General features: G+C 35.4%; 20 protein-coding genes and 3 pseudogenes. 16 read left to right on the forward strand and 7 right to left on the reverse strand.

Translation table 11 applies throughout. From position 1 onward, the window contains the following. A pseudogene (locus BKO01S_RS11280) lies at nt 1–223 on the forward strand (IS110 family transposase); the annotation flags it as partial. Between the two features lie 799 nt (nt 224–1,022). Here BKO01S_RS11280 and BKO01S_RS11285 read toward each other — a convergent pair. After that, a complete protein-coding gene (locus tag BKO01S_RS11285; RefSeq protein ID WP_232311218.1) occupies nt 1,023–1,319 on the reverse strand; it encodes a hypothetical protein in 297 nt (98 codons plus the stop codon). Between the two features lie 274 nt (nt 1,320–1,593). Here BKO01S_RS11285 and BKO01S_RS11290 point away from each other — a divergent pair, with 274 nt between their 5' ends. Beyond that, on the forward strand, nt 1,594–2,937 hold the full coding sequence (locus BKO01S_RS11290) for an MATE family efflux transporter (protein WP_084362047.1): 1,344 nt from the start codon (nt 1,594–1,596) through the stop codon (nt 2,935–2,937). A 35-nt stretch (nt 2,938–2,972) separates the two neighbouring features. Then, a complete protein-coding gene (locus tag BKO01S_RS11295; RefSeq protein ID WP_066053498.1) occupies nt 2,973–3,794 on the forward strand; it encodes a MerR family transcriptional regulator in 822 nt (273 codons plus the stop codon). Nucleotides 3,795–3,918: 124 nt separating this feature from the next. Here BKO01S_RS11295 and BKO01S_RS11300 read toward each other — a convergent pair whose 3' ends face one another. Then, nucleotides 3,919–4,560 carry a DUF421 domain-containing protein gene (locus BKO01S_RS11300; protein ID WP_066053501.1) on the reverse strand — a complete coding sequence of 214 codons (642 nt, stop codon included), beginning with the start codon at nt 4,558–4,560 and terminating at the stop codon, nt 3,919–3,921. Nucleotides 4,561–4,784: 224 nt separating this feature from the next. Here BKO01S_RS11300 and BKO01S_RS24860 point away from each other — a divergent pair. After that, a pseudogene (locus tag BKO01S_RS24860) lies at nt 4,785–5,174 on the forward strand (tyrosine recombinase XerS); the annotation flags it as partial. 143 nt (nt 5,175–5,317) lie between these two features. Here BKO01S_RS24860 and BKO01S_RS24375 read toward each other — a convergent pair. Continuing rightward, nucleotides 5,318–5,467, reverse strand: coding sequence for a hypothetical protein (locus BKO01S_RS24375; protein WP_157077355.1), 150 nt, complete (start codon nt 5,465–5,467; stop codon nt 5,318–5,320). Between the two features lie 339 nt (nt 5,468–5,806). On the opposite strand from BKO01S_RS24375, the gene BKO01S_RS11305 reads away from it, so the two are divergent. After that, nucleotides 5,807–6,076: a GNAT family N-acetyltransferase gene (locus BKO01S_RS11305; RefSeq protein ID WP_066053506.1), complete on the forward strand. Its 270-nt coding sequence runs from the start codon at nt 5,807–5,809 to the stop codon at nt 6,074–6,076. 128 nt (nt 6,077–6,204) lie between these two features. Here the strand turns inward: BKO01S_RS11305 and BKO01S_RS11310 are convergent, their stop codons facing one another. Continuing rightward, nucleotides 6,205–6,810 carry a hypothetical protein gene (locus BKO01S_RS11310; RefSeq protein ID WP_066053510.1) on the reverse strand — a complete coding sequence of 202 codons (606 nt, stop codon included), beginning with the start codon at nt 6,808–6,810 and terminating at the stop codon, nt 6,205–6,207. Between the two features lie 143 nt (nt 6,811–6,953). Between BKO01S_RS11310 and BKO01S_RS11315 the strand changes: the two genes are divergently transcribed. Then, the gene (locus BKO01S_RS11315) at nt 6,954–7,148 is read left to right on the forward strand and encodes a hypothetical protein (RefSeq protein WP_066053513.1); all 195 of its coding nucleotides are present in this window, start codon (nt 6,954–6,956) and stop codon (nt 7,146–7,148) included. 374 nt (nt 7,149–7,522) lie between these two features. Continuing rightward, nucleotides 7,523–8,362 carry a tyrosine-type recombinase/integrase gene (locus BKO01S_RS11320; protein WP_066053516.1) on the forward strand — a complete coding sequence of 280 codons (840 nt, stop codon included), beginning with the start codon at nt 7,523–7,525 and terminating at the stop codon, nt 8,360–8,362. Nucleotides 8,363–8,524: 162 nt separating this feature from the next. Here BKO01S_RS11320 and BKO01S_RS25120 read toward each other — a convergent pair whose 3' ends face one another. After that, a complete protein-coding gene (locus BKO01S_RS25120; protein WP_369690997.1) occupies nt 8,525–8,797 on the reverse strand; it encodes a CBO0543 family protein in 273 nt (90 codons plus the stop codon). Between the two features lie 10 nt (nt 8,798–8,807). Beyond that, a complete protein-coding gene (locus BKO01S_RS24865) occupies nt 8,808–9,074 on the reverse strand; it encodes a hypothetical protein (RefSeq protein WP_232311219.1) in 267 nt (88 codons plus the stop codon). Nucleotides 9,075–9,250: 176 nt separating this feature from the next. Here BKO01S_RS24865 and BKO01S_RS11330 point away from each other — a divergent pair, with 176 nt between their 5' ends. Continuing rightward, a complete protein-coding gene (locus BKO01S_RS11330) occupies nt 9,251–9,766 on the forward strand; it encodes a hypothetical protein (RefSeq protein WP_369690998.1) in 516 nt (171 codons plus the stop codon). A gap of 181 nt (nt 9,767–9,947) precedes the next feature. On the opposite strand, the pseudogene BKO01S_RS24870 reads toward BKO01S_RS11330, so the two are convergent. Continuing rightward, nucleotides 9,948–10,076: pseudogene (locus BKO01S_RS24870) on the reverse strand (TerC family protein); the annotation flags it as partial. Nucleotides 10,077–10,193: 117 nt separating this feature from the next. Here BKO01S_RS24870 and BKO01S_RS11335 point away from each other — a divergent pair. The 8 genes from BKO01S_RS11335 (at nt 10,194) to BKO01S_RS11370 (ending at nt 21,809) form a co-directional block, all read left to right on the forward strand. After that, nucleotides 10,194–11,654, forward strand: a complete 1,461-nt coding sequence (locus tag BKO01S_RS11335) for an IS1182 family transposase (protein WP_066053522.1) — start codon at nt 10,194–10,196, stop codon at nt 11,652–11,654. Between the two features lie 271 nt (nt 11,655–11,925). Further along, nucleotides 11,926–12,216, forward strand: a complete 291-nt coding sequence (locus tag BKO01S_RS11340; RefSeq protein ID WP_066053526.1) for a hypothetical protein — start codon at nt 11,926–11,928, stop codon at nt 12,214–12,216. Nucleotides 12,217–12,816: 600 nt separating this feature from the next. Beyond that, nucleotides 12,817–16,572 carry an alpha-L-arabinofuranosidase family protein gene (locus BKO01S_RS11345; protein WP_066053529.1) on the forward strand — a complete coding sequence of 1,252 codons (3,756 nt, stop codon included), beginning with the start codon at nt 12,817–12,819 and terminating at the stop codon, nt 16,570–16,572. A 342-nt stretch (nt 16,573–16,914) separates the two neighbouring features. Further along, nucleotides 16,915–18,957, forward strand: a complete 2,043-nt coding sequence (locus BKO01S_RS11350) for a BglG family transcription antiterminator (RefSeq protein ID WP_066053532.1) — start codon at nt 16,915–16,917, stop codon at nt 18,955–18,957. Continuing rightward, on the forward strand, nt 18,929–19,432 hold the full coding sequence (locus BKO01S_RS11355) for a PTS sugar transporter subunit IIA (RefSeq protein WP_198158802.1): 504 nt from the start codon (nt 18,929–18,931) through the stop codon (nt 19,430–19,432). Before BKO01S_RS11350 ends, BKO01S_RS11355 begins: the two co-directional genes overlap by 29 nt. 25 nt (nt 19,433–19,457) lie before the next feature. Further along, complete coding sequence (locus BKO01S_RS11360; protein WP_066053538.1) at nt 19,458–20,816, forward strand: PTS galactitol transporter subunit IIC; 1,359 nt, start codon at nt 19,458–19,460, stop codon at nt 20,814–20,816. Nucleotides 20,817–20,847: 31 nt separating this feature from the next. Continuing rightward, the gene (locus BKO01S_RS11365) at nt 20,848–21,528 is read left to right on the forward strand and encodes an L-ribulose-5-phosphate 4-epimerase (RefSeq protein ID WP_066053541.1); all 681 of its coding nucleotides are present in this window, start codon (nt 20,848–20,850) and stop codon (nt 21,526–21,528) included. Continuing rightward, nucleotides 21,525–21,809 (forward strand): PTS sugar transporter subunit IIB, encoded by a 285-nt coding sequence (locus tag BKO01S_RS11370; protein WP_066053546.1) that lies wholly within the window; start codon nt 21,525–21,527, stop codon nt 21,807–21,809. Before BKO01S_RS11365 ends, BKO01S_RS11370 begins: the two co-directional genes overlap by 4 nt. The last annotated feature ends 235 nt before the right edge of the window (nt 21,810–22,044 follow it).

Below are 22,044 nucleotides of genomic sequence, written 5' to 3' on the forward strand. Positions count from 1 at the left end.
GAAGTTCAAGCATGTTGTACGTGCACAGGACTGTAGCGGAAAGGAGTTTGGCTCCCCTTGTTATTTTGATAATACCAAGCCGGGGTTTCAACTGTTTCTAGATTCGATTAAACAATTGAAGCTAGAACAACACATGAAAAAAGTGATCGTAGGGATGGAACCTACCGGACATTATTGGTTGAAATTTAGCACATATTCTTTAAGAAATCATATAAAGTTTGTCACCTGGTAACAAAGAGATGGCCCAACAAATCATGAGGGAGAAGTCAAAACCACTTGCCATAGACAGGACAGCTTATGAAAGCAACAAATAACATGGGTAATAAGTTAAGATGCAGAAATTAACTCAGTCTACTTTTATTCTATCAATAGGTAATTCTGAGCCGAAGAAAGAAATGTTATTAATACCATTTCTAATTAGATTTTCACACTCGGTGAAAGTATCGATAAAAGATTTAAAATCTATTTCGATTTCTATGCTTGGATAGGATTACATTTTGTAATTGTTCTAAAATACAATGGCTATGCTTTTTAGCATTTTTACTAGTAGATATACCGATGTTCGCCTCCAGATCAAAAAGTTTACAATATGCTCTAAATCCTCTTTATAACCTTTTCGTGAAATATTACCTCTTGACCAATTTTAACGTACCCTCCAGCAGCACCAATAATTCCACCAAATCCAACTTCGGGTATATCAGGGAATATTAGTGCTTAGATATTCCCGTACAAATAAGACAAGCCCTTCGCCTAGCGAGTTTGCAAGAATAAGGAATTATAAAATTTATCGTTAACCAAAGCCATCGATGTAAAAAATAGCCTTTTTCATATTTAATCCTTCCTAACTCTCATTTTTAAGACAGTCATTATAATGTCTTCTGCTAATAACTTTAGTAATCTAGTTATATATTCTATTATTGTTCTTCGGATTAGCATATGGGTTCAGGGTTTCTTGTTATGGATAACAACTAAAATAATGAGTTACATAAATGAATCACGTTGTACCATCCTACTATTGTTAGTTATTTCCCACAAGAACAAGGGATGTAATATTTGCTAGGCAATCTCTTAATGCCCTCTGTAAAAACAATACTTCCTAAAACTCCAACTAAATCGCTCGATGAAATAATTTTAAGTGCATAATAAATGCCAGTACCAGCAATAAAATCTAGTATTAAAATTCTTTTAATTGTCGAACCTTTAATAGTGATGAAAAAAACCTGATTTCGTTTTTTCATATTATTTATCACACCCAGTTTATTTTTTTCCAAAAAAGATATGACTAAATAAGATTGTCTTATTCCACTGATCGCCCACACTTATAAATAGTACTCTTTTAAAATATTTATAAGGCACAAACTATTACATTGTTTCATGTAACTGAAATTTAGTTAACATGTATTCTCTAACACTTGATGGTTATACAATTAGGAATTAAGTAAAACTCCAAATGGGAAAAGCATAAATATAATAGCTTTTGTATTAGTGTCTACCTAAATCAATCTAATCAAGGTTCTAACTCCCCCTTGACTATGGAGTAACTCCATAGTCTAAGATACGAGTATGAATTTACACACACAGGAGATGATCAACATGGCTATATCAAAAGGAATCGAAAAAGAATATACAATGAAATCCTTGTTAGCATACGCTACCCCAACCATTGGTGTAATGATATTTGCATCTATCTATACAATGGTAGATGGTGTTTTTTTAGCACGTTACGTGAATTCCACTGCGTTGTCCGCAGTTAATATTTTCATGCCTTTTTATGCATTAATATTTGCTGTTGCTTTAATGCTAGGAACCGGGGGCAGTGCCATTATTGCAAAGAAAATAGGTGAAAATAAATACAAGGAGGCAAATAGGAACTTTACGTTTATCGTATTATGTGGGATTGTCATTGGTTTTCTAATCATGATTTTTGGATTATTATTTATTCGGCCATTGTTAACGTTACTTGGAGCTGGTACAAGTGATCAACTTTTTGATTATACTATCTTATACGCGCAGACCATATTAACGATCGCCCCATTGCTTATTATCCAAGCAATGTTTGAAACCTTCTTTGTGACAGCAGGAAAACCAAATTTTAATTTGGTCATTACCATTATCGGTGGAAGTGTAAACATTGTTTTGGATTATGTGTTTATTGTTAAAATGAATATGGGAATTGAGGGAGCTGCCATTGCAACTGCAATAGGAATTGCAATTCCAGCGCTTGTAGGAATTGTATATTTTTTATTAGCAAAAAAAGACCAGCTTCACTTTGCTATTCCAAAAATTGAATGGAAAGTTCTTCTGAACAGTTGTCTTAATGGTTCATCTGAAATGGTTACTAACCTTTCGTCCTCGGTCGTAACTTTTGTTTTTAACCTATTAATGTTGAAATATATAGGAGTAGAAGGAGTAGCTGCTGTCACAATTATGCTTTACCTTATGTTTTTTTTAACTCCAATCTTCATGGGGTTTTCCGTTGGTATTGCCCCAATTATAAGCTATAATTATGGAAGTCAAAATACCAATCAATTAAAACGAATTTTTTTAAATAGCATACTTTTTATTGGAATTAGTTCAATAGTTGTATTTGGGGGTTCCCTTTTGCTAGGTCCTCTTTTAATCCAATTTATGGTGGAAGAGGGTAGTAATGTATATAACATAGTTATGGGGGGATTTCGAATATTCTGTTTTGCGTACTTATTCATGGGATTAAACATCTTTGCTTCCATGCTGTTTACAGCACTATCAAATGGGAAGATTTCAGCATTAATCTCTTTACTGCGAACATTGGTATTCGTATTAATTGCATTATTGGTTCTGCCAATTGTAATGGGAGTTCCCGGAATTTGGGTAGCTATTCCAATAGCTGAATTCCTCTCGATTATCGTTTGTGCTATTTTTATAGTTCGAAAAAGAGGAGTTTATCTTTACTATTAATGTGACTCGATAATTTTAAGAAAGGCAAATATTTTATGGACATAAACCCACAAATTCACTTAACGACAGGCCAATTTGCTAAATTAATGAATATCAGGAAAGATACTTTGATCTACTATGATAAAGTTGGTATATTTTCTCCGGAGATTATTACTTCTAACGGCTATCGCTATTATTCAGTATATCAAGCAGAGGTTTTTCATGTGATTTTAATACTCAAAGAGTTAGATATGCCATTAAAGGAAATTGAGAAATTCCTTGATAACAGATCACCTGAACGACTTCTTCTTTTATTGGAGCAGAAAGAAAAAGCACTTTCGACGAAAATTAACCATCTCACAAAAATGAAAAAGTTGGTTGAAGACAAAAAAAATGATATAAGAGAAGCATTGGAAGTAAATACCTCAGATATTTTTATAGAACATAAGGTAGAGGATGATTTCATAGTTGTAACCGATGCAAAACCCTTAACAAATGATAGAAACGCCTATGAATCTATCCAACTACATTTTAAGTATTTAGATGAATCTAATAATGTTAGTTCCACTTCTGAAGGATGGATGATTAGTGTAAGTAGTGTACTAGACAGGGAAAGTATTAAGTATGACTACCTTTATACAAAAGTAACTGAATCAAGTTTTGCTAATCGTATAATTGAGAAAGGAACTTATTTGGTTGCGTATCATAGTGGAGGTTATCTTAGAATTGAGGAAACCTACAGTAGGTTAGTAAAATACGCACACGATAATAATTTAGTCTTAAAAGGTTATATCTATGAAGATGCATTGTTAGATGAGTTATCTGTTAAAGGATTCGAAAAGTATTTAATAAAACTTTCCGTTCAGGTCCTTGCCTAAACTAATCTATCAGACACAACTTTACATGAAGATGGAGAGATATTTATATACCTGTCCATCTTCATGTTGTTAATTGATGGAATAAATTTCTATGGTAAATGCATTATATACAGTATTGAAAACGTTAAGCCTCATGTTCTTTCTTTTGAATGTGGAACTTCTCATTCTTATAGCTACAATAAAGAATGTTCTCTACTTGATTGAATCCTATTTTCTGAAGCTCCGTAATTAACCAATTCTTTGTTCTGTTTACTACTTTTAAATTATTTTCTTGAATTTTTCCATCTAAAACCAATGGTAGTGTAAAATTGTTATCCCCTTTTTTAAAGACAGATAGAGCCCCAGACCTTTCCAATATAGCATAGTCCACTTCTCTTAAATCTGATACCTCTGCTTGCCTTAGTTGAATCAGAATATCGTCTATAGTAAAACCGTGCTTCCGAAGATTTTTTTCTATTAGTTTTCCATTGTCCACTATCATTATTGGGCTTCCATTGATTAATTTATGGAACTTTTGACTTTTTAATTCTATTGTTCCTAGTATCACCTGTAAGGAACCAAGCAAAAAGATAGGTGCCAAAGCCCTAACCATATGGACATGTGGATCTTCGATCGAAATTACTGCTAACTCTGCAACCATTAGGGAGACAATTATGTCAAGTATACTTAATTTACTTAATTCTTTTTTACCCACAAAACGAAATAACGTTAGTACCACAAGGAATACTATAAGAGTACGCAGTAGAGTATTTACAATTTCCCACAAAATCTAAATCCTCCTATATTTTGTTTAGTTTGCTATCGACCCCTTAAACCTAGAATATTATTCTCTTTGTTCATGATTGGTGTCAAATGGTATTATTCCATTTGTGAAACGAATCATTCATGTTTACTGAAATTTATTCTAAATGGAGCAACGGTCTATTTAGAATTTCTACTCTGGAAAAGCAGGAGGGGGATCCCCTTATGGAACGTTGGAATGAGTAATTTCAATTTGAAGACTTTTTAAGTTTATTAAAGTTTCAATTAAATAATAGAGAAATCACTATCAATCGAAAATTATCCTCTCTAAAGTCCTTATTCAACTACCTTCAGAATATAGCGGAGACGGATCAATTAGAGCCTTATATTAAGAGAAATGTCATGGCTAAAATTGAATTTAATGATGTATCTGAGAACCCTGAGACGGTAGCAAAACCAAATGGAAGGGAAAATCTTAATGGGCGATGAATATGAGCTCTTTAGAAGCTTTGTAGCCCATGAGTATGGTGATCAGAACAGTTCTAACAAACATATTGTAAGATTTCATGAATTAATAAAGAGAGAAATAGAGCCATTGTTTCTTTGTTCTTAGGGTCTGGGTTAAGATTAACGGAATTGGCTGTTATTAAAATGGTCTGTGAACTTTTGTGAATTTTTAGGGGAAGCATGTGGTCAATATATATCTAATTAAGAAGGATGAAACTTAAATGGAAAATTATAAGAACATACTTTCAATAGCTATGCTTTGTCAGGGTGATCTTCTATAACCAGCTTAATTTCTGATACTTCTTTGCAGAAACCTTAAGCTCGTTTACGATCTTTTCAATAGGTTCCCCTTTAAGTAGCATCATTGTAATTTTAGCAGTTGTGTTTCTAATGTTGATAAGATTTTGTTCTAATCCTGAAATCATATGAGTGCCCCTCTTTTAAAATTTGCCTTCTGTATGTTTTATCTTCTATGTTTAGGAATAAAATTAAATGTACATTGAAGGTATTCCTAAATGTAAATATCTCGTGTTTGCCGCATCATTTTATATTTAGCTTTAGTTATAACTCGGGACTTTGCTGAATCAATACTTTTTAAAACAAGTAAACAAACGTTTTTTTGTTCACACTTTAAATATGAAAAGTGAGTAAGTTTATAGAACTTATATAAACACTAATCGGCCCTTGTAAACATCCTTATGGAACAAACGAGGCAGGATAATTGAAGAGGCCTGTTACATATAAGGGGTAGAGAGTGGGAGGGAATGTTTTCAACATTAAAGACAGAAAGATTGGTATTAAGAGAAATAACAATGGATGATGCAGAGGGCATATTTGCTTGTTTTTCAAATTTAAATGTAACACGTTATTATGGCGTAGAGACTTTAGGAAATATAGAACAAGCAAAGGCATTTGTTGATTTCTTAAAGGAGAAAAGAGGAATAAGTTGGGGAATTGAAATAAAAGTAACAAAAGGAATAATTGGGACTATTGGATTTAATGCTTGGCCCCAAAGCAAAAGTGAGCAGAGATAGGTTATGAGGTACATCCTCATCATAGGAGAAAGTGATACACCATTGAAGCCGTATCTATAGTAATTGAACACGTATAACAAGGCCCTTCTAGGAGAAGGACCTTGTTAATATGGAAACTAAAAGTTAATTTATCTCCACTTTCCTTGATCAACCTCGTAAGCGCATTGTCCTACAATCCAAGCAAGTTGACCAGTTATAACATATATATTACTTTTTACTCCCATCTTTATTAGTTGCTTAGCTGCAGCAGTATAATTTCCGCTCCAGAGATACTCGTAGAGGAGTGCAAGTGCAGATATCCCAAAAAAAGTGCCATTAAAATATGTCTTTAATTTAGAATTAACACATCGATTATGAGCATCATTTTTAGAGGTGCTGTAAGTAGTAACCAGACTAAAATATGGAGTTACAGCTGGCTCAGTCAAAAAATTTTTTTTGTTCCCGGGTTTTGTAAATACAACTGGAGAATTAGTGTATATCTCCTTAAACTGAGTAAGATCTGCACTTTTCCCGAACTCAGATTCTAACTTATTAAAATCAATATCTATGATGTTACCTTCTTCATCTTTTATGGTCGCCTCTTCCCATAAAAATTCAAGTTGTGCTGCCATTTCCTTTACTTGTTCCTCTTCGGAAGATGGAAGGGTTTTACCTTTAGCTAAACTGGTCGAAGCAAATACTAAGGTGAAAACGATAGACAATATAATAGCCTTTAACCAAATGCTATTTTTCAAATCTAGTAACGTCCTTTTGGTATTTATTTACAATAAATATTGTAACACACAGAAAATGTAATTAATATACATTTTTGGTAATTAAATAGATTTTTTGTATAATATAATCATTGGAACTAAAATATTTTTAAGGAGGTAAAAATATGGAAGTGAAAAAAAGAAGGACAATAGCCTTTTTTATTTGTTTAGTATTAATGTATTTATTTTTTATAGTTACTGACTATATTAAGTTAGATGAACTAAATTTACTGGTAAATTTTTTGAAATCATTGGTTATAATGGCTGTATTAACATTGTTAATGTGGTTATTTGGAGGGAGAAAAGAAGGGCATAAATAGTGAATGGAAGCGGCGGTGTTTTAAACAGTAACTTCATCTGAAGGAAATGATAACGATTATATAGAGGGATCAGAGAGAATGTGATATGATTTTAAATAATCCTACAAAACAATTGTAAATGATTTTGCTGAAGTGTTTTGTATTGCTAATAAATTATAGTTTATGAAGGTAGCATTCCTTTAGCAGGAATGCTTTTTTCTTGTTGAACAAATTGGGGCATCATTAATGTAATAAGGAAAATGAATTTCAAGTTTGTGTACAAATACACTTAAACAAACGGGGGCAATTACTGAATATATATCTATTAAATAGGTATATTCTATGGATTTTAGGCAGATACTGTTAGTACTAGAACGATCGGGGAGTTGTTCAAAATGCTAGTATCTGAAGCCTGGAAACTATATAAAGCAGATAAACAAATTCAAGGGTATTCTTCTCAAACATTAAAGGTATATAAAGTGCAATTGTCCTTGATGATAAAATACTTTGGAGATATTAAGATTACTGATATTACAACTGAATCTATCAAACTATATCTTGGAGAAGTTGCAACTCAATTAAAAGCGTCAAGTCTCTGTCATAGAATTCGTTTTATAAAATCGTTGTTTAAATGGGTTCAAGAAGAGAAGTATGTTTCGGTTAACCCGGTATCTAGTATTAAAGAACCCAAGCCGGAGAGTAGAATTCCTAAGTTTTTAACGGAAGAGGAAATTGAATTACTTCGCGAAGCGTGTGGTACCACTTTTGAGAAAGCGTTATTTGAGTTTATGTACTCAACCGGATGTAGAATTGGAGAGGTCGTAAACTTAGATAAGCATTCCATTAACTTTGCAGAACAGTCTGTTATCGTTTTTGGAAAAGGGAAAAAAGAAAGAGAAGTGTATTTTAATACTCGATGTAGTATCTGGTTAAAAAGATATATAGAGGAAAGAACGGATGATCAACAAGCATTGTTCGTAACGATTCGAGCACCACATCGAATGAGTATTGCTCAGATGAGATATGTTATAAAACAGGTTTCCAAAAGAGCTGGAATAAGTAAGTGCATCCACCCACATCAGTTAAGACATAGCTATGCGACAACTCTTATAAATAATGGAGCACCACTAGAAGTTATACAAAACTTAATGGGCCATGAAAAAAGTGAAACGACTAGAGTATATGCTTATCTAAGTGGACAATTGAGACGTGAGCTATATAAGAAATTCTTTTAAGTGCTGCATGAAGCAGCATTTTTTTTTGTTGTACTAAGAACTTGAATAATAGAGCCAAATTGTGCATTATAAAGAACTCAAAAAAGGCTACCTTGTTTGGAAGTAAGAGGATCATTTACTTCCTAAGGTAGTCTAAATGATAGTCAAGGATATGTTGTTATTTTAGGCTTTTTCCAATTTTCTAAGAAGAAATAGGATTATGCATCTGACGGTTATTCCTAAAACAAAAAATCCTATAAAAGAGTATGTGTGCTTCCAATTATCCATATGAAACATATGTACTTTAATGGCTAAAGGCACAATGATATAGGCAAACGTTAATGCCCATAGGGTATTTGCAATGAGAAACGAGCTCCATTTGATGAAATATTGATATACCAACATGGCAGAAACGGGGATAACCACTAAATCAGCTGGAAATAAAGGGGGTACCATTGAAAATAGTTTATCCAGGATAGCCCCATCTTATTAAATCAACACCAATTACATCTAGAACAGTTGATAGGCAGGTAGCAATTAATCCGTAAGATAGAATTTCAAAGAACCTTTCCTTATCTACAAGTTTATACCAAATGAATACAGGAATTATCGTAGAAGCTAAAAGGAGCCACCATATTGGTGAAAACAAGTCATCATTTAGCCAGTGTTTAAAAGCAACTTCACTTAATTCTTGGCGCGAGTTTTGTATGTCTTGATAATTAGGAATTCTCATATGATGAAACCTAATTTTTAGTTAGATATTATATATTCTTTTTCTAAATAGAGTTAAATATGCCAAAACCAACTAAAGAGTTGAAGGGATCAATTTTGTCAACTTTCAAAAGTAACTGAACACTATTTTGCTAAAGGGCAGAATTGTTTAATTAAAATCACAGAATTAATGGTGTAATGTTTAGGCATATTATAGGTAAAAAGGAATTAATTATGATTGGACTTGCTGTGGCAATTATTTTATTTAACTTCGTTGCTTTTAGAACAAATAGGAGACTAAAACCTAACCGAATTGTTCATATTTGGATTTTTACCATAGCTTTTCAGCAATTATTTGATACGATAATTGAATTAAAATATTACGGTTACTGGTACTTTGATAAAGAAGTTGATTGGGCGGGACTAATCCCACATCTTATACTTATTCCACCTGTTAATATGATGTTTCTCAATTGGTACCCTTTTAGTAAGAAAATTTTAAACCAAGCCACATACATTTTCATTTGGGTTATAGCCATATTACTATACGAGGCAATTACTTTACTTCCTCGACCGTGGGGTTATTTCCAATACGGTTGGTGGAATCTATGGCTTTCAGCGGCACTTGATCCAATACTTCTGCTAATATTACTGCAATACTATAAATGGATATGTAAAGTGGAAATAATGTCGAAAAAGAAGATAATACATTAGAAAAATGAATAGCGTAAGTACCATCAGAAGTTCCTAAATGAGTTAGTTCTTTTATTTAGTCCATAAAAAGCAAAACACCTCTCTTATTTAAGAGGTGTTTTGTCTATTTATCATTTTGATTATTTTGCTTTTCTTTTGATAAAAACCATCCTAATATTGCAATGAGTAATAAGACTGATCAAAATGTAATTTTCCACTCAGGAGATTTCGGGAACTCCTTTGTTAAATAACCTAAGTCAGGATGGGATAATGTGTAAACAGCTAACTTAACGCCAACCCAACCAACGATAAGAAAAGCTGCAGTTTCAAGGAGGCCACTGAAAAAGTCCAATATTTATAAAAGGCAGTTGAAAGTTCTATCAAATGAACTTTCAACTGCCTTTTTACTTTATAATATGTTTATCAAAAGTGTGTAGGTGGTATTCAAGTGATCTCAAATCAAGAATCTCTCAACTTCAGCCCATTCATGGCTTTATACGATATTGTTGTACCAAAAGATAATATGCTTCGAAAAATTAATGACCTTGTGGATTTTACTTTTATTCTTGAAGAATTGAAAACAAAATACTGTCTTGAAAATGGTCGTAATGCAATTTCCCCAATTCGTATGTTCAAATATTTACTTCTTAAATCAATCTATGATTTGTCAGATGTAGATGTTGTGGAACGTTCCAAATACGATATGTCATTTAAATATTTCCTCGATATGTCTCCAGAGGATTCTGTAATTGACCCAAGTTCATTAACGGAATTTCGAAAACTTCGTCTAAAAGATGTAGGTTTATTAGATATGCTAATTGGGAAAACCGTTGAGATAGCTCTAGAAAAAGAGATCATTAAGAGTAAAACAATTATCGTGGATGCAACACATACGAAAGCACGTTATAACCAAAAATCACCGAAAGAGTTTTTACAAGAGAAATCAAAAAGTGTCCGTAAAGCAGTATATCAAGTAGATGATTCAATAAAAGAAAAGTTTCCGCCAAAAACGACTTCTAAAGAAGTAAACGATGAATTGGATTATTGTCGTCAAGTCATTACGGTTATTGAAACTGAGCCACAAATTGCTGAGATTCCGGCTGTCAAAGAAAAATTAAATGTATTAAAAGAAGTTGTCGAAGATTATACAGAACAACTAAGCTTTTCAAATGATCCAGATGCGCGAGTCGGACACAAAACAGCTGATTCTTCTTTCTTTGGATTTAAAACACATTTAGCTATGAGTGATGAGCGAATTATTACAGCTGCGGTTGTTACTACTGGAGAGAAAAGTGATGGAAAATACTTAAAAGACCTAGTTGAGAAAAGTAAAAAAGCAGGGATGAATATTGATAGAATCATTGGTGATACAGCTTATTCGGAAAAAGATAATATTCAGTATGCAAAAAAAGAAGAATTTCAACTAGTATCTAAACTACATCCTCAAATCACACAAGGTGTACGAGCGAAAGAAGACGAATTTGAGTTTAATAAGGATGCAGGTATGTATGTTTGTAAAGCAGGTCACATGGCCATATGTAAAGCGCGAACAGGCAAGAAAAATCAAGGCACAAATCAAAGTGACACTTATTACTTTGATATAAAAAAATGTAAAGTATGCCCGTTGCGTGATGGCTGTTATAAAGAGGGGGCAAAAAGTAAAACATACTCTGTTTCAATCAAATCCACCGAACACAAGGATCAAGAAAAATTTCAAAACAGTGAAGAGTTTAAAGAATTTGCACGCTCTCGTTATAAAATTGAAGCAAAAAATAGTGAGTTAAAACATAGACACGGGTATGAAACGGCATCATCTGCGGGTCTATTTGGGATGGAGATTCAAGGAGCCACTGCGATATTTGCAGTTAATCTCAAGCGAATCCTAAAAATCCTAAATGAAAAAGAATAAAAGAGAAACGGAAAAAGGCAATTTACCGTCTAAAAAACAGACGGCAAATTGCCTTTTTTTTATTGAACTGAGATTCGAGAATAAAAAACGCAAGTTTTCAGTGGCCTCCTAACAAGACGGTCTTTTTTTTGGGGGGTATTATAAATACCTTTTTATATAACTTACGATAAGTTCAAAATGTAGACCCACAATAGTATTTTGAGTGTTTAGTAACAATACGGGCTCTTATCACATATAATTTGGTAATTTTGTGAAAAGGAGAGTGATTTTTATGCCATACACTTTACGAATTGATATCCCAGCAGGTCAAGCACAGGAGCATGTTGTTGAAGTATACAGCGTAAATGGCGGCAGCATTGACGTGAATTACGGAGTTGAAGTCTATTCTTATAATCGGTATGGTGCAATATTCAGAATGCAGGAACTCACAGTAACTCCTGATCGTTTTTATTTTCACTGTCGCTACTTAAACTATACGGGTTTCACCTTGACACTCCAGTGTCATGATCAGGATGTAGTAGTTAAGGGCACTCCCATCACAGATCCTAAGTGGGACATTTAATCATCTATCGCTCCAATGACTCATAAAAAACTTTTATTTAAACCAAGACCAAACCACAGGGAAATTTGTAATTGTACTACCGCTTTTTTACTTCCATTAATAACTCATTATAAGTTACAGGGAAAAGAGCTATTAAAAATTCTTTGTTTGTTGCTATAGCAAATTTTCCTACTACACTAGTAATTATTGGTGTTTTTACTTTATCTTTTGTAAGCTTAGTTTATTTGCCTGCTACATCGTTAATAATTTTTAGTTTAGTTGTATATATTAATTTTTCTCTATGTTAACGAGTGTTTTTGAAAAGATAAAATTTGACGTGAGTAATTAGGTTTCCGTTTTCTAATATAGTCAAAACCTCTGCTTTTTAAAAGTAGGAGGTTTTTATGAATAAGGGGTGGTTAGTTAAATTAATTATAAGCTGAACCTCGCATGTCTTGAGAAAACACTATTAATTTTCAGAATATCTATTGGAAAAACAGTAGGTTGATATTATAATAGTTGTAAGTACATGTTGTTCTTTATTTTAACATATACGTACAAGTTTATTAGCGTCAATGGAAAAGAGTACTTACAATATGATTCTTGCTAAGGAGACCATCCATGAAACAAAATAACGAAAACATATCATTTAAGGACCGAATGATTGCTCATTATTATTTTACTGATCCAGATAATGTGGGAAAAGACAGTTCGGAGAATAGCTATGATGCGATAACTGCGGGGACAACAAAACCTATCATAGAAACAGTAGGTGGCAAACCAGCTATTACGCTTGCCGGTGGAAATAGCGGGACTTCTTTTATGCAACTTCCTTCGGGATTACTGAAGGATATAAATGATCACTCCGGGATTACAGTCAGTACGTGGGTTTACTTGAACAAAGGGACGAATGTGTGGGAAAGAATTTTTGATTTTGGCAAAGGGTCTTCTGGACCGTATCTGTTTTTAACACGAAGTTTACGTGGTACTTGTTTTTCAGATGGAGATCTCGTGGCTGATGCTGGTAGAACGTACCCCTCGGGAGAATGGATTCATGTCGCTATGTCAGTTAAAGGGACGGAAGGCGGTACATTAAGCAGTGCTGGACCGATTATTTACGTCAATGGTGAAGTTGTTGCAGATGGTTCGATCAGCCAGACTACGAGTGGTACATATGCCAAACTTCGCAATTGGTTTGAAACGTTCTCAGAGCCATCCAATTATAGCAATAATTATATCGGCAAATCTCAATATGACGTAGATGCCGACTTTAGCGGTTCCCTCTCTGACTTCCGTATCTACAAAGCTGGTTTATCCCAAGACGAAGTGATTGAGGTAATGTGCGAATCTCTTACGGATGAAGAGATTGTTCAACTGGCCAAGGACAAGTATTTATCGTTTCCGATAACCATTGTAACGAAGGATGTGTCTTTGCCTACTTCACTTATGGGTGAAAAGGTAAGCGTTTACTGGCAATCAAGCAACCCGAAAGAGTTATCAAATGAAGGTGTAGTAGGAGAAATCCAAGAACCAAAGGGCGTTACTTTGACAGCGTTCCTAAACAAAGGAAATGCTTCCGCTAAAAAGGAATTTCCGGTATCCATCCTTCCGAATGGAGTCCCAACACATCATTTAACGATTGATGGAAGTCAAGAAGTGTTGGATATCAGTCAGACGTTATACGGTCTTTTCTATGAAGATATCAATAACGCAGCGGATGGCGGTATTTATGCGGAGCTTGTTCAAAATCGTTCCTTTGAATCGTTTGCGTTTGATACATATTCCCACGCATCCGGTGAGTGTGGTTGCTCGACAGGTAGAAACCATGAACCATTGCATGCCTGGTTTGGAGATGTTGAAAAAGTAACGGTGAAAAATACAGGAGGATTGAACGAGTTTTTTGGAATTTCTGATAAAGATGTCAATTCTCATTATATTACTGCACCAAATGGTAGCACGATTATCAACAAAGGGTTTACTGATTCAAATCACCATTGTGCGATGCCTATTAAACAAGGGGATCGGTATGAATTGACGATCTGGGCCAAGGCGGAATCAGCAGGAAGCATCATAGTCCAGCTACAAGATCCGAACGGCTTGTCTATCAGTGACACCGTAACGGTACAGGTGGAAGGCGGTAACACATGGCGGAAGTATGGCGTGGATTCTAAAATGGTACTTACGGGTTCGAATACCATTCTTGGTCAGCTTGCGTTAACCTTTACTGGTGAAATTTCCATTGATATGGTTTCTCTCATGCCGCAAGATGTATGGGGAGCAAAAGAGGAAGAGAGATCGAAAACGGCTCATTCTAACTATAATGGAAACTCAAATTATCGTTTACGAAAAGATTTAGTGAATGCTTTGGTTGACTTGCACCCGACATTTCTTCGTTTTCCAGGAGGTTGTATCTCAGAAGGATCGTATATTTGGGAAAACGTATATGAATGGAAAGACTCGGTGGGCGATATAGAGCTCCGTAAAGAAAACTTTAATGTATGGGGTTACATGATGACGATGGGTCTTGGCTACATGGAATATTTCCAGCTTGCCGAAGATCTGAATGCAACTCCTCTTCCTGTCATGGCCTGCGGAGTACTATGCCAGGCCCGTTCGGATTATGTCAATCCTGCAGGTGGAAGCCTAAGAGATTTTTATGTTAAGAGCTTTACAGATTTAATTGATTTTGCCATTAACACCGATTTTGAAAATAACGAATGGGCTTCTTTGCGTAAGCATATGGGCCACGCGGCGCCGTTTGACCTTCGCTACTTAGGTGTTGGGAATGAGAACTGGGGTACAGAGTTTTTTGCGAACTTTGAGTACTTTAAATCAGCCATTGAAGAATACATGGACAAGTATTATCCAGGCTATGAATTACACATTATTTCAACGGTCGGTGCACAAGCGGACGATGATGCTTATCAGCAAGGCTGGAAGTTCCTAAGCGGCAATATGACAGGAAGTGAAACGGTTAACTTTACGGACGGCAAGACGGTTACAGAAGAAACGGTCACTTGGTATGAGAAGCAGTCGAACTATATGGATACCATTGCAGATGAACATTACTACCGTACGAACAAGTATTTACTAAACAATGCCGACCGGTACAACTATTATTACCGAGCTTATCAGCCTGATGGCAGCATGAACGAAAGGGAAACCTCAAAGGTATTCGTTGGCGAATTTGCCTCCACGGATAAAAATACTTTGGCGGGAGCCGTTGCCGAAGCAGCTGTCATGACCGGTTTTGAAAGAAATTCTGATGTGGTGAGATTAGCTGCCTATGCACCGTTATTTAACAAAGTTTTGACTGACGGAACCTATCGATGGACACCTGATTTAATTTGGTTTGATGATGAGACCGTTTGGTTCACGCCGAACTACTATGTGCAGCATTTATTTGGTAAGTACCTTGGTACGAAACTGTTAGGTACAGCCTTCTCGACTTATCAGAATGGAAATATCACAGAATTAACTCCACGAGGTGGGATTGAAATCGCTGCAGGCAATGCCGAGATTCATGTGAAAACAGTGAAAGTGATTGATAATGTAAGTGGAACAGTGCTCTTTGACCAGGATTTCATGCAAGAATTAAATCCTGCTTGGGAGATGATCCCAGGTTCAGTTGGATACTCACTTGATCCGGAAAAAGGTCTAATATTACAGGCACAAAACGGTGGCTTAAACGGTTTATATATCAAGAACGAGAACTGGACCAACTATAAGGTTGAAGTGGAAGCAACAAAGTTATCCGGCTCCGACGGTTTTTATGTAGGTGTGGGCTTGACGGATATTTCTCCAGAGAAAAAGGATTGTTTAGAATACGCAATAGGATACAACGGAAATGCCACGGGTGTTAAGGTATACAAGCAAGGAGTTCAAGGCTATACATTAGGCGACTACTCATCCAGTACGGCAGCAGGCAACTTACGAGCAAGCTGCTATGAAGAGTTAGCGGATAACACGCCTTACACCATCTCAGTTAATTATGGAGCAGGTACTTGGGATCGTCTTATCTGTTCTTACACGGATGGAACAAAAACTAGCAAGGTGTTAGATTATAAGCTAGAAGCTTATAACCGAGACATTTTTAACTCGGTTACAAAAGACGATCGTCACGTCTATGTAAAGCTTGTCAATGCCGATCCATTTGAAAAAACAACCAAAATTATGCTGAAGGATTTGAGCGTGGCGGAAGAGGGTCGTATGATCACAGTGACTGGGGATGAATCCCTTGTTCATACACCGAATGTCAATAAAAAGAATGCGGAACAGATTGTTCCTTCCGAAACGGAAATCACACTTGACGACAATTGTGCGGTTGTCACATTATCAGCGAATTCAGTTAGTGTGATTGTTTTAGATGTAAAGTAAAGGAGTAAGGGAAAGTTTCTAAAAGTAATGCATCTTAAACAATATTTTTTTAGTATATTCAGACCCGTAGGTAATCTCTACGGGTCTTTTCGTTCGGGTAATGTTAATAAGAGGATTAAGATTCTATCTTAACACCATCCATTAGAGTATTCAAAAAAGTTCTTGACGAGTATGCGCCTAAATAGATAAATTTATAACAAACGTAACATTAGTGAACATATGTAAAAATTCAGCGCAAACTTGCACACAAAATAAGGTTATCAAAGGGCAAAAGTTGTTATGAAAACGTTTTCAGTTTTTGTGATCCATCAAATATAATAAAGGCATAAGGAGGTTGTAGTGATGTTCCTTGATGATCGAAGTGTAAATTTGTTAAATGAACTGATTAGAACACCTCAAATTAAAAATAAGGAACTAGAAGTGAAATTCAAGCTTAGTAGAAGACAGATCTCCTACTCCTTGGAGAAAATTAATCAGTGGCTAGAAACGAAAAACTTATCGCCCATAACTAAGAGTAGGAATGGTAACTTTATTATTGATAAAAAGATATTTGAACATTTTTCAGTCCCTCATCCAACTGTTAGTCAATTGGATGAATATATACCGACAGAAAAGGAACGCGCACTATTAATTATTTTATATTTACTTGGAAAAAAAGAAGAGGTATCCCTGTTTCATATTATTGATCTTTTTAATGTAAGCAAAAACACAGGAATTAGTGATATAAAAGAGGCATCCAATTACATTAAAAGCTATTCCTTGACAATCGTTTATAGCCGATCTGACGGATATGAAATTGTGGGTGATGAATTTCAAATTCGAAAGCTATTAGTATTTGTAGTTAGATCCGTTTTAAATTTGTTTAATGGTCACAAGTATTTTGAGAGGATTTTTCACCTGGATATCTCTCCAATGAGAGACAAAGTAAAGTCTATCGAAGCATCATTAAAGATCCATTTAACAGATGAGAGGTTTGAATGCTTACCATATATAATAGAACTAATTTTTTCGCGAATTGAACAAGGGCATTTTCTTAACGCTGATTTTCATATTGGTTTAAAGGAACTAGCTGATACAGAGGAATATTTAGTTTCGGAGATTCTATTAAAAGAAGATATGGATTTACCAATGAGCGAAAGAATATGGCTTACACTTCAACTGTTAACTTCAAATGTCCGATCATCAGATATCCTTACTGATGATCGGATAAACGACCTAAAGGTTGCAATCCTTAATATGCTCGCCATGTTTGAAAAGAAATCATGTATCTTTATCGATGATAAAAAGGCAATCCTCGATAAATTAATGATTCACATGAGACCGGCATACTACCGAATTAAATACCATCTTACGTTAAAAGAGCAATACTCTACCAAGCTAATCGAGGAGTATATGGAGCTGTACGAGACTGTCTCTTCTTCTATAAGTCCACTCGAGTCATTAATTGGTGAGAAATTCCCTGAAGGGGAGATTGCCTTTATAACCATGTTCCTTGCAGGTCAACTGATTAAACAGGGAGATGAGCTGCATAGAAGGAAACGTGCTTTAGTTGTTTGTACTAATGGTCTGACCGTGTCAAAAATTATGAAGCAAACGCTAAAGGAAATCTTTCCGGAGTTTTATTTTGCTGAAAGTCTGTCTCTACGACAATTCCAAATGTATCAACACGATTATGAAATCATATTTAGCACGATCCCGATTCAGTCCTCACAACCAGTGTATTTAATTAATCCACTCATGACTTTAAACGAAAAAGAAATGTTACGTAAACAAGTCATAAATACCATCGATAAAAAAAGCTATGACTCTATTAATATGAATACGTTAATTAATACGATAAAAGAGAATGCAATCATAACAGATGAGACTGCTCTATTAACCTCACTATCCAAACTATTTCAAAACAGTCAGAAGAAAGATTTGAAGAATAGAAAAGGTATCCCATTTGGTCTAAAACAATTCTTACCAATTGAATTTATCCAATTTAGCAACAAAGTGGAAACCTGGCAGGAAGCCATTGCTATCGCTTGTGAGCCATTAGTAAAAAATAACATCATTAGATCGTCCTACGTGACAACTCTAATTGAAGATAATGATCATCAGCATATTTACAGTTTTTTAGGAAAATATATGGCCATCCCGCATGCGGCCAGGGAAAAAGGAGTACTAGCTGACGCGTTTGCTATGCTGATCTTAAAGGAACCAGTAGAATTTGCAAATGGACATAAGGTATCCATTATTACACCGCTAGCTATTTATAACCCAAACCGTCACTTAAAGGCACTTTTTCAATTGGCAGATCTTGCGGAAGACGATTGGAAAATGTCTGAATTACTAGACTCGAAGGAGGCAGCTGATGCGTGGCTTATTATCAACGGAAGTTGAAACAGTAGGAGGAAGAACAATGTTTTTTGATAAAAATATAACCTTTTTTGGTTTAAATGCTAGTGATCGTACAGATGCCCTTCGGCAAATGGCTTTATCTTTGAAAGAGGCTAACTTAGTTACGTCTTCTTTTGAGAAAGGTGTGTTGGAGAGGGAGGAATGCTTTCCAACTGGCTTGGCAGTTGGGACGTTTGGGCTTGCTATTCCTCATACAGATTCAGATAAAGTCATTGCACCACAAATTGCTTTTGCCTCATTAAAAAATCCAGTCAAATTCCGTCTGATGGGAAATGGGGAGGAAGAGGTAGATGTCTCTTTAATCTTCATGCTTGCATTAAAAAAGTCTGAAGATCAAATAACGATGTTACAACGGTTAATGGAGATTTTTCAAAATCAGGAGTTGTTAAAGGAATTTGCTGAATGTAAGAGTCTAGAAGATTTTGACCAATTATTAAAACAAGTGGAACTAGAATGATTTACTAGATAAAGGGGGACATTACATGTCAGTTTTACAATGGTTCGTTGATCTAGGTGCAAGTGTTATGCTGCCTATTCTATTGTTTGTCTTTGGTATTATTCTAGGTACAAAACCAGCTAAAGCTTTTAAGGCGGGTCTAACTGTTGGGATTGGTTTTGTTGGATTAAACCTTGTCATCGGGTTATTAACGAATAGTTTAGGTCCTGCTTCCAAGGCAATGGTTGATAACTTTGGTTTTCAGCTCGGTACGATTGATGTGGGATGGCCTGCAGCAGCTGCTATTTCCTATGGTACAGCTTTAGGGAGTTTAGCGATACCATTAGGGATCGGTATCAATGTAGTCCTATTGATTACAGGATTAACTAAAACATTAGACGTTGATATTTGGGATTACTGGCATTGTGCCTTTACTGGGTCTCTTGTCTATGCCTTAACTGGAAACTTTGCACTTGGCTTATATACGATCGCCATACACTTGGTTGTCATCTTCTTCCTGGGAGATTTAATTGCAAAGGATGTTCAGAAATTTTATGGATTTCCAAAGATTACATTTCCTCATGGTGCATCTGCGCCATCCTATTTAGTAGCAAAACCATTGAACTGGGTGTTTGATAGAATTCCGGGCTTTAATAAATTAGAAGCTAATCCTGAAACTATCCAAAAGAAAATTGGTATTTTTGGGGATTCAACAGTAATGGGTGTGTTAATTGGGATTGTCATCGGCTTCTTAGCAGGCTACAGTGTTAGCGAGGTAATGCAACTTGCCGTTCAAACGGGTGCAGTAATGATGTTAATGCCACGGATGGTATCTTTACTAATGGAAGGGCTTTCTCCAATTTCGGAAGCGGCTAGTGATTTCGTAAAAAGACGGATGCCAGGAAGAGACCTATATATTGGAATGGATAGTGCCTTATCAGTAGGTCACCCCGCCGTATTATCTGCATCGTTAATTATTGTACCAATTACCTTGTTTTTGGCGGTTATTTTACCAGGGAATAAAGTCTTGCCATTTGGTGACTTAGCGACAATTCCCTTCTTAGTCTGTTTAATGACACCAGTTTTTAGAGGAAATATTATTAGAACAGTTGTTGCAGGCACCATTTATATGGCAGTGGGATTGCTAATAGCCTCATGGGCTGCACCATTAATTACAGATGCTGCACTGGCTGCGAAATTTGATATGGCAGGGAATACGAGTATATCCGCACTAGTCGATGGTGCTGTTTGGACGACATTTATCTTTGTGGGTTTAGCAAAGTTTATGAGCTGGGGTGGAATTACGATTATTGGCGTAGTTGCTTTTGCAGGTTTAATTTATATAAATAAGATTAAACCTAAGCGAGAAGCAAAAATCAACGATGACGTTGGAACTAGTTTATAACTAATCCTTAGGTGATTGAAGGTGATGTACAGTGTTAGAGGTTTGGAAACAGTTAGTCTGCGACGCGAATAAAGCATTAAAAGAGTTGCAGCTTGTCAAATGGACGAGTGGAAATGTTAGTTATAGAGACTATGAGAATAATAGAGTAATAATTAAGCCAAGTGGAGTTCACTTTGATGCTTTAAAGGTTGAGGACATGGTAGTCGTTGATTTAGAGGGAAATGTCATTGAGGGCAAGTTAAAGCCGTCTGTGGATACACACAGCCATTTATATGTTTACCGTCATCGTAAAGATATTCATAGTATAGTCCATACTCATTCACCGTTCGCTACAAGCTTTGCTATACGTGGATTAGACATTCCTTCTTACACTACAACAGCAGCTAATTTGTTTAAAGATCGTGTTCCATGTTCTGGTTTTGCTGCAATTGGTGAAGAAGAAATAGGGAAACAAATTATTGACCATATTGGTGATTCATCTGCTGTATTACTCCGAAATCATGGGGTATTCACGGTTGGGAAAGATATTGAACATGCAATGAAGGCAGCGGTTATTTTAGAAGAAACAGCTGAATATGCTCATTATGCGACCTTACATGAACCAGATCTTGAACCTCTTAGCATAGAAGTGATTAAGCAGTGCAACCACTTTTATAGCACTACTTATGGGCAAGAAGAAAATGAATCTATTACAAAGGGTGAGAGTAAATGAAAAAATTATTAATTATGTGTGGAACGGGTATTGCAACTTCCACAATTGTAACGGGTAAAGTAAAGGAATGGTTAGAGGAAAATGGGCTTCAAAATAAGGTGAAGTTATATCAATCAAAAATTAGTGAGGAATTAAGTCGTATTGATGAATACGATATCATCGTATCGACAACTCTAGTACCTGATAACATTCAGGATAAAGTTATTAATGGTGTACCTTTACTAACAGGTTTTGGGAAAGAAGAGATGTTTGAACAAATCAAAACACAAATCCTTGCCTAAGTGCTTAAGGGAAATTTATTAAAAAGGAAAACTTTGAACCAGGCAAGTTGAACTGCACTCCAGTAGTTAGACATGAAGTCTAACTACTGGAGTGTTTTTTTATAGTAAAGTTTTTCAGTGCTTGAATTGTTTAACCAACAATTCACTTACAAACAATAGACCAACTAGTTTATAATATAAGGATGTCTAAATGGGATAGAAGTAGGTGTCTACCCTTAGAACTGAAGAACATGTA

It is taken from the genome of Robertmurraya korlensis NBRC 107688, from assembly GCF_001591645.1.
Lineage (GTDB): Bacteria > Bacillota > Bacilli > Bacillales > Cytobacillaceae > Robertmurraya_A.

Coding starts and splice junctions, on each gene's coding strand:
- BKO01S_RS11320 (WP_066053516.1), top strand. CDS start 7,523: ATGCTAGTATCTGAAGCCTGGAAACTATATAAAGCAGATAAACAAATT.
- BKO01S_RS11350 (WP_066053532.1), top strand. CDS start 16,915: ATGTTCCTTGATGATCGAAGTGTAAATTTGTTAAATGAACTGATTAGA.
- BKO01S_RS25120 (WP_369690997.1), bottom strand. CDS start 8,797: ATGGTACCCCCTTTATTTCCAGCTGATTTAGTGGTTATCCCCGTTTCT.
- BKO01S_RS11330 (WP_369690998.1), top strand. CDS start 9,251: ATGTTTAGGCATATTATAGGTAAAAAGGAATTAATTATGATTGGACTT.
- BKO01S_RS24375 (WP_157077355.1), bottom strand. CDS start 5,467: ATGATTTCAGGATTAGAACAAAATCTTATCAACATTAGAAACACAACT.
- BKO01S_RS11290 (WP_084362047.1), top strand. CDS start 1,594: ATGGCTATATCAAAAGGAATCGAAAAAGAATATACAATGAAATCCTTG.
- BKO01S_RS11355 (WP_198158802.1), top strand. CDS start 18,929: ATGCGTGGCTTATTATCAACGGAAGTTGAAACAGTAGGAGGAAGAACA.
- BKO01S_RS11345 (WP_066053529.1), top strand. CDS start 12,817: ATGAAACAAAATAACGAAAACATATCATTTAAGGACCGAATGATTGCT.
- BKO01S_RS11370 (WP_066053546.1), top strand. CDS start 21,525: ATGAAAAAATTATTAATTATGTGTGGAACGGGTATTGCAACTTCCACA.
- BKO01S_RS11305 (WP_066053506.1), top strand. CDS start 5,807: ATGTTTTCAACATTAAAGACAGAAAGATTGGTATTAAGAGAAATAACA.
- BKO01S_RS24865 (WP_232311219.1), bottom strand. CDS start 9,074: ATGAGAATTCCTAATTATCAAGACATACAAAACTCGCGCCAAGAATTA.
- BKO01S_RS11340 (WP_066053526.1), top strand. CDS start 11,926: ATGCCATACACTTTACGAATTGATATCCCAGCAGGTCAAGCACAGGAG.
- BKO01S_RS11295 (WP_066053498.1), top strand. CDS start 2,973: ATGGACATAAACCCACAAATTCACTTAACGACAGGCCAATTTGCTAAA.
- BKO01S_RS11360 (WP_066053538.1), top strand. CDS start 19,458: ATGTCAGTTTTACAATGGTTCGTTGATCTAGGTGCAAGTGTTATGCTG.
- BKO01S_RS11315 (WP_066053513.1), top strand. CDS start 6,954: ATGGAAGTGAAAAAAAGAAGGACAATAGCCTTTTTTATTTGTTTAGTA.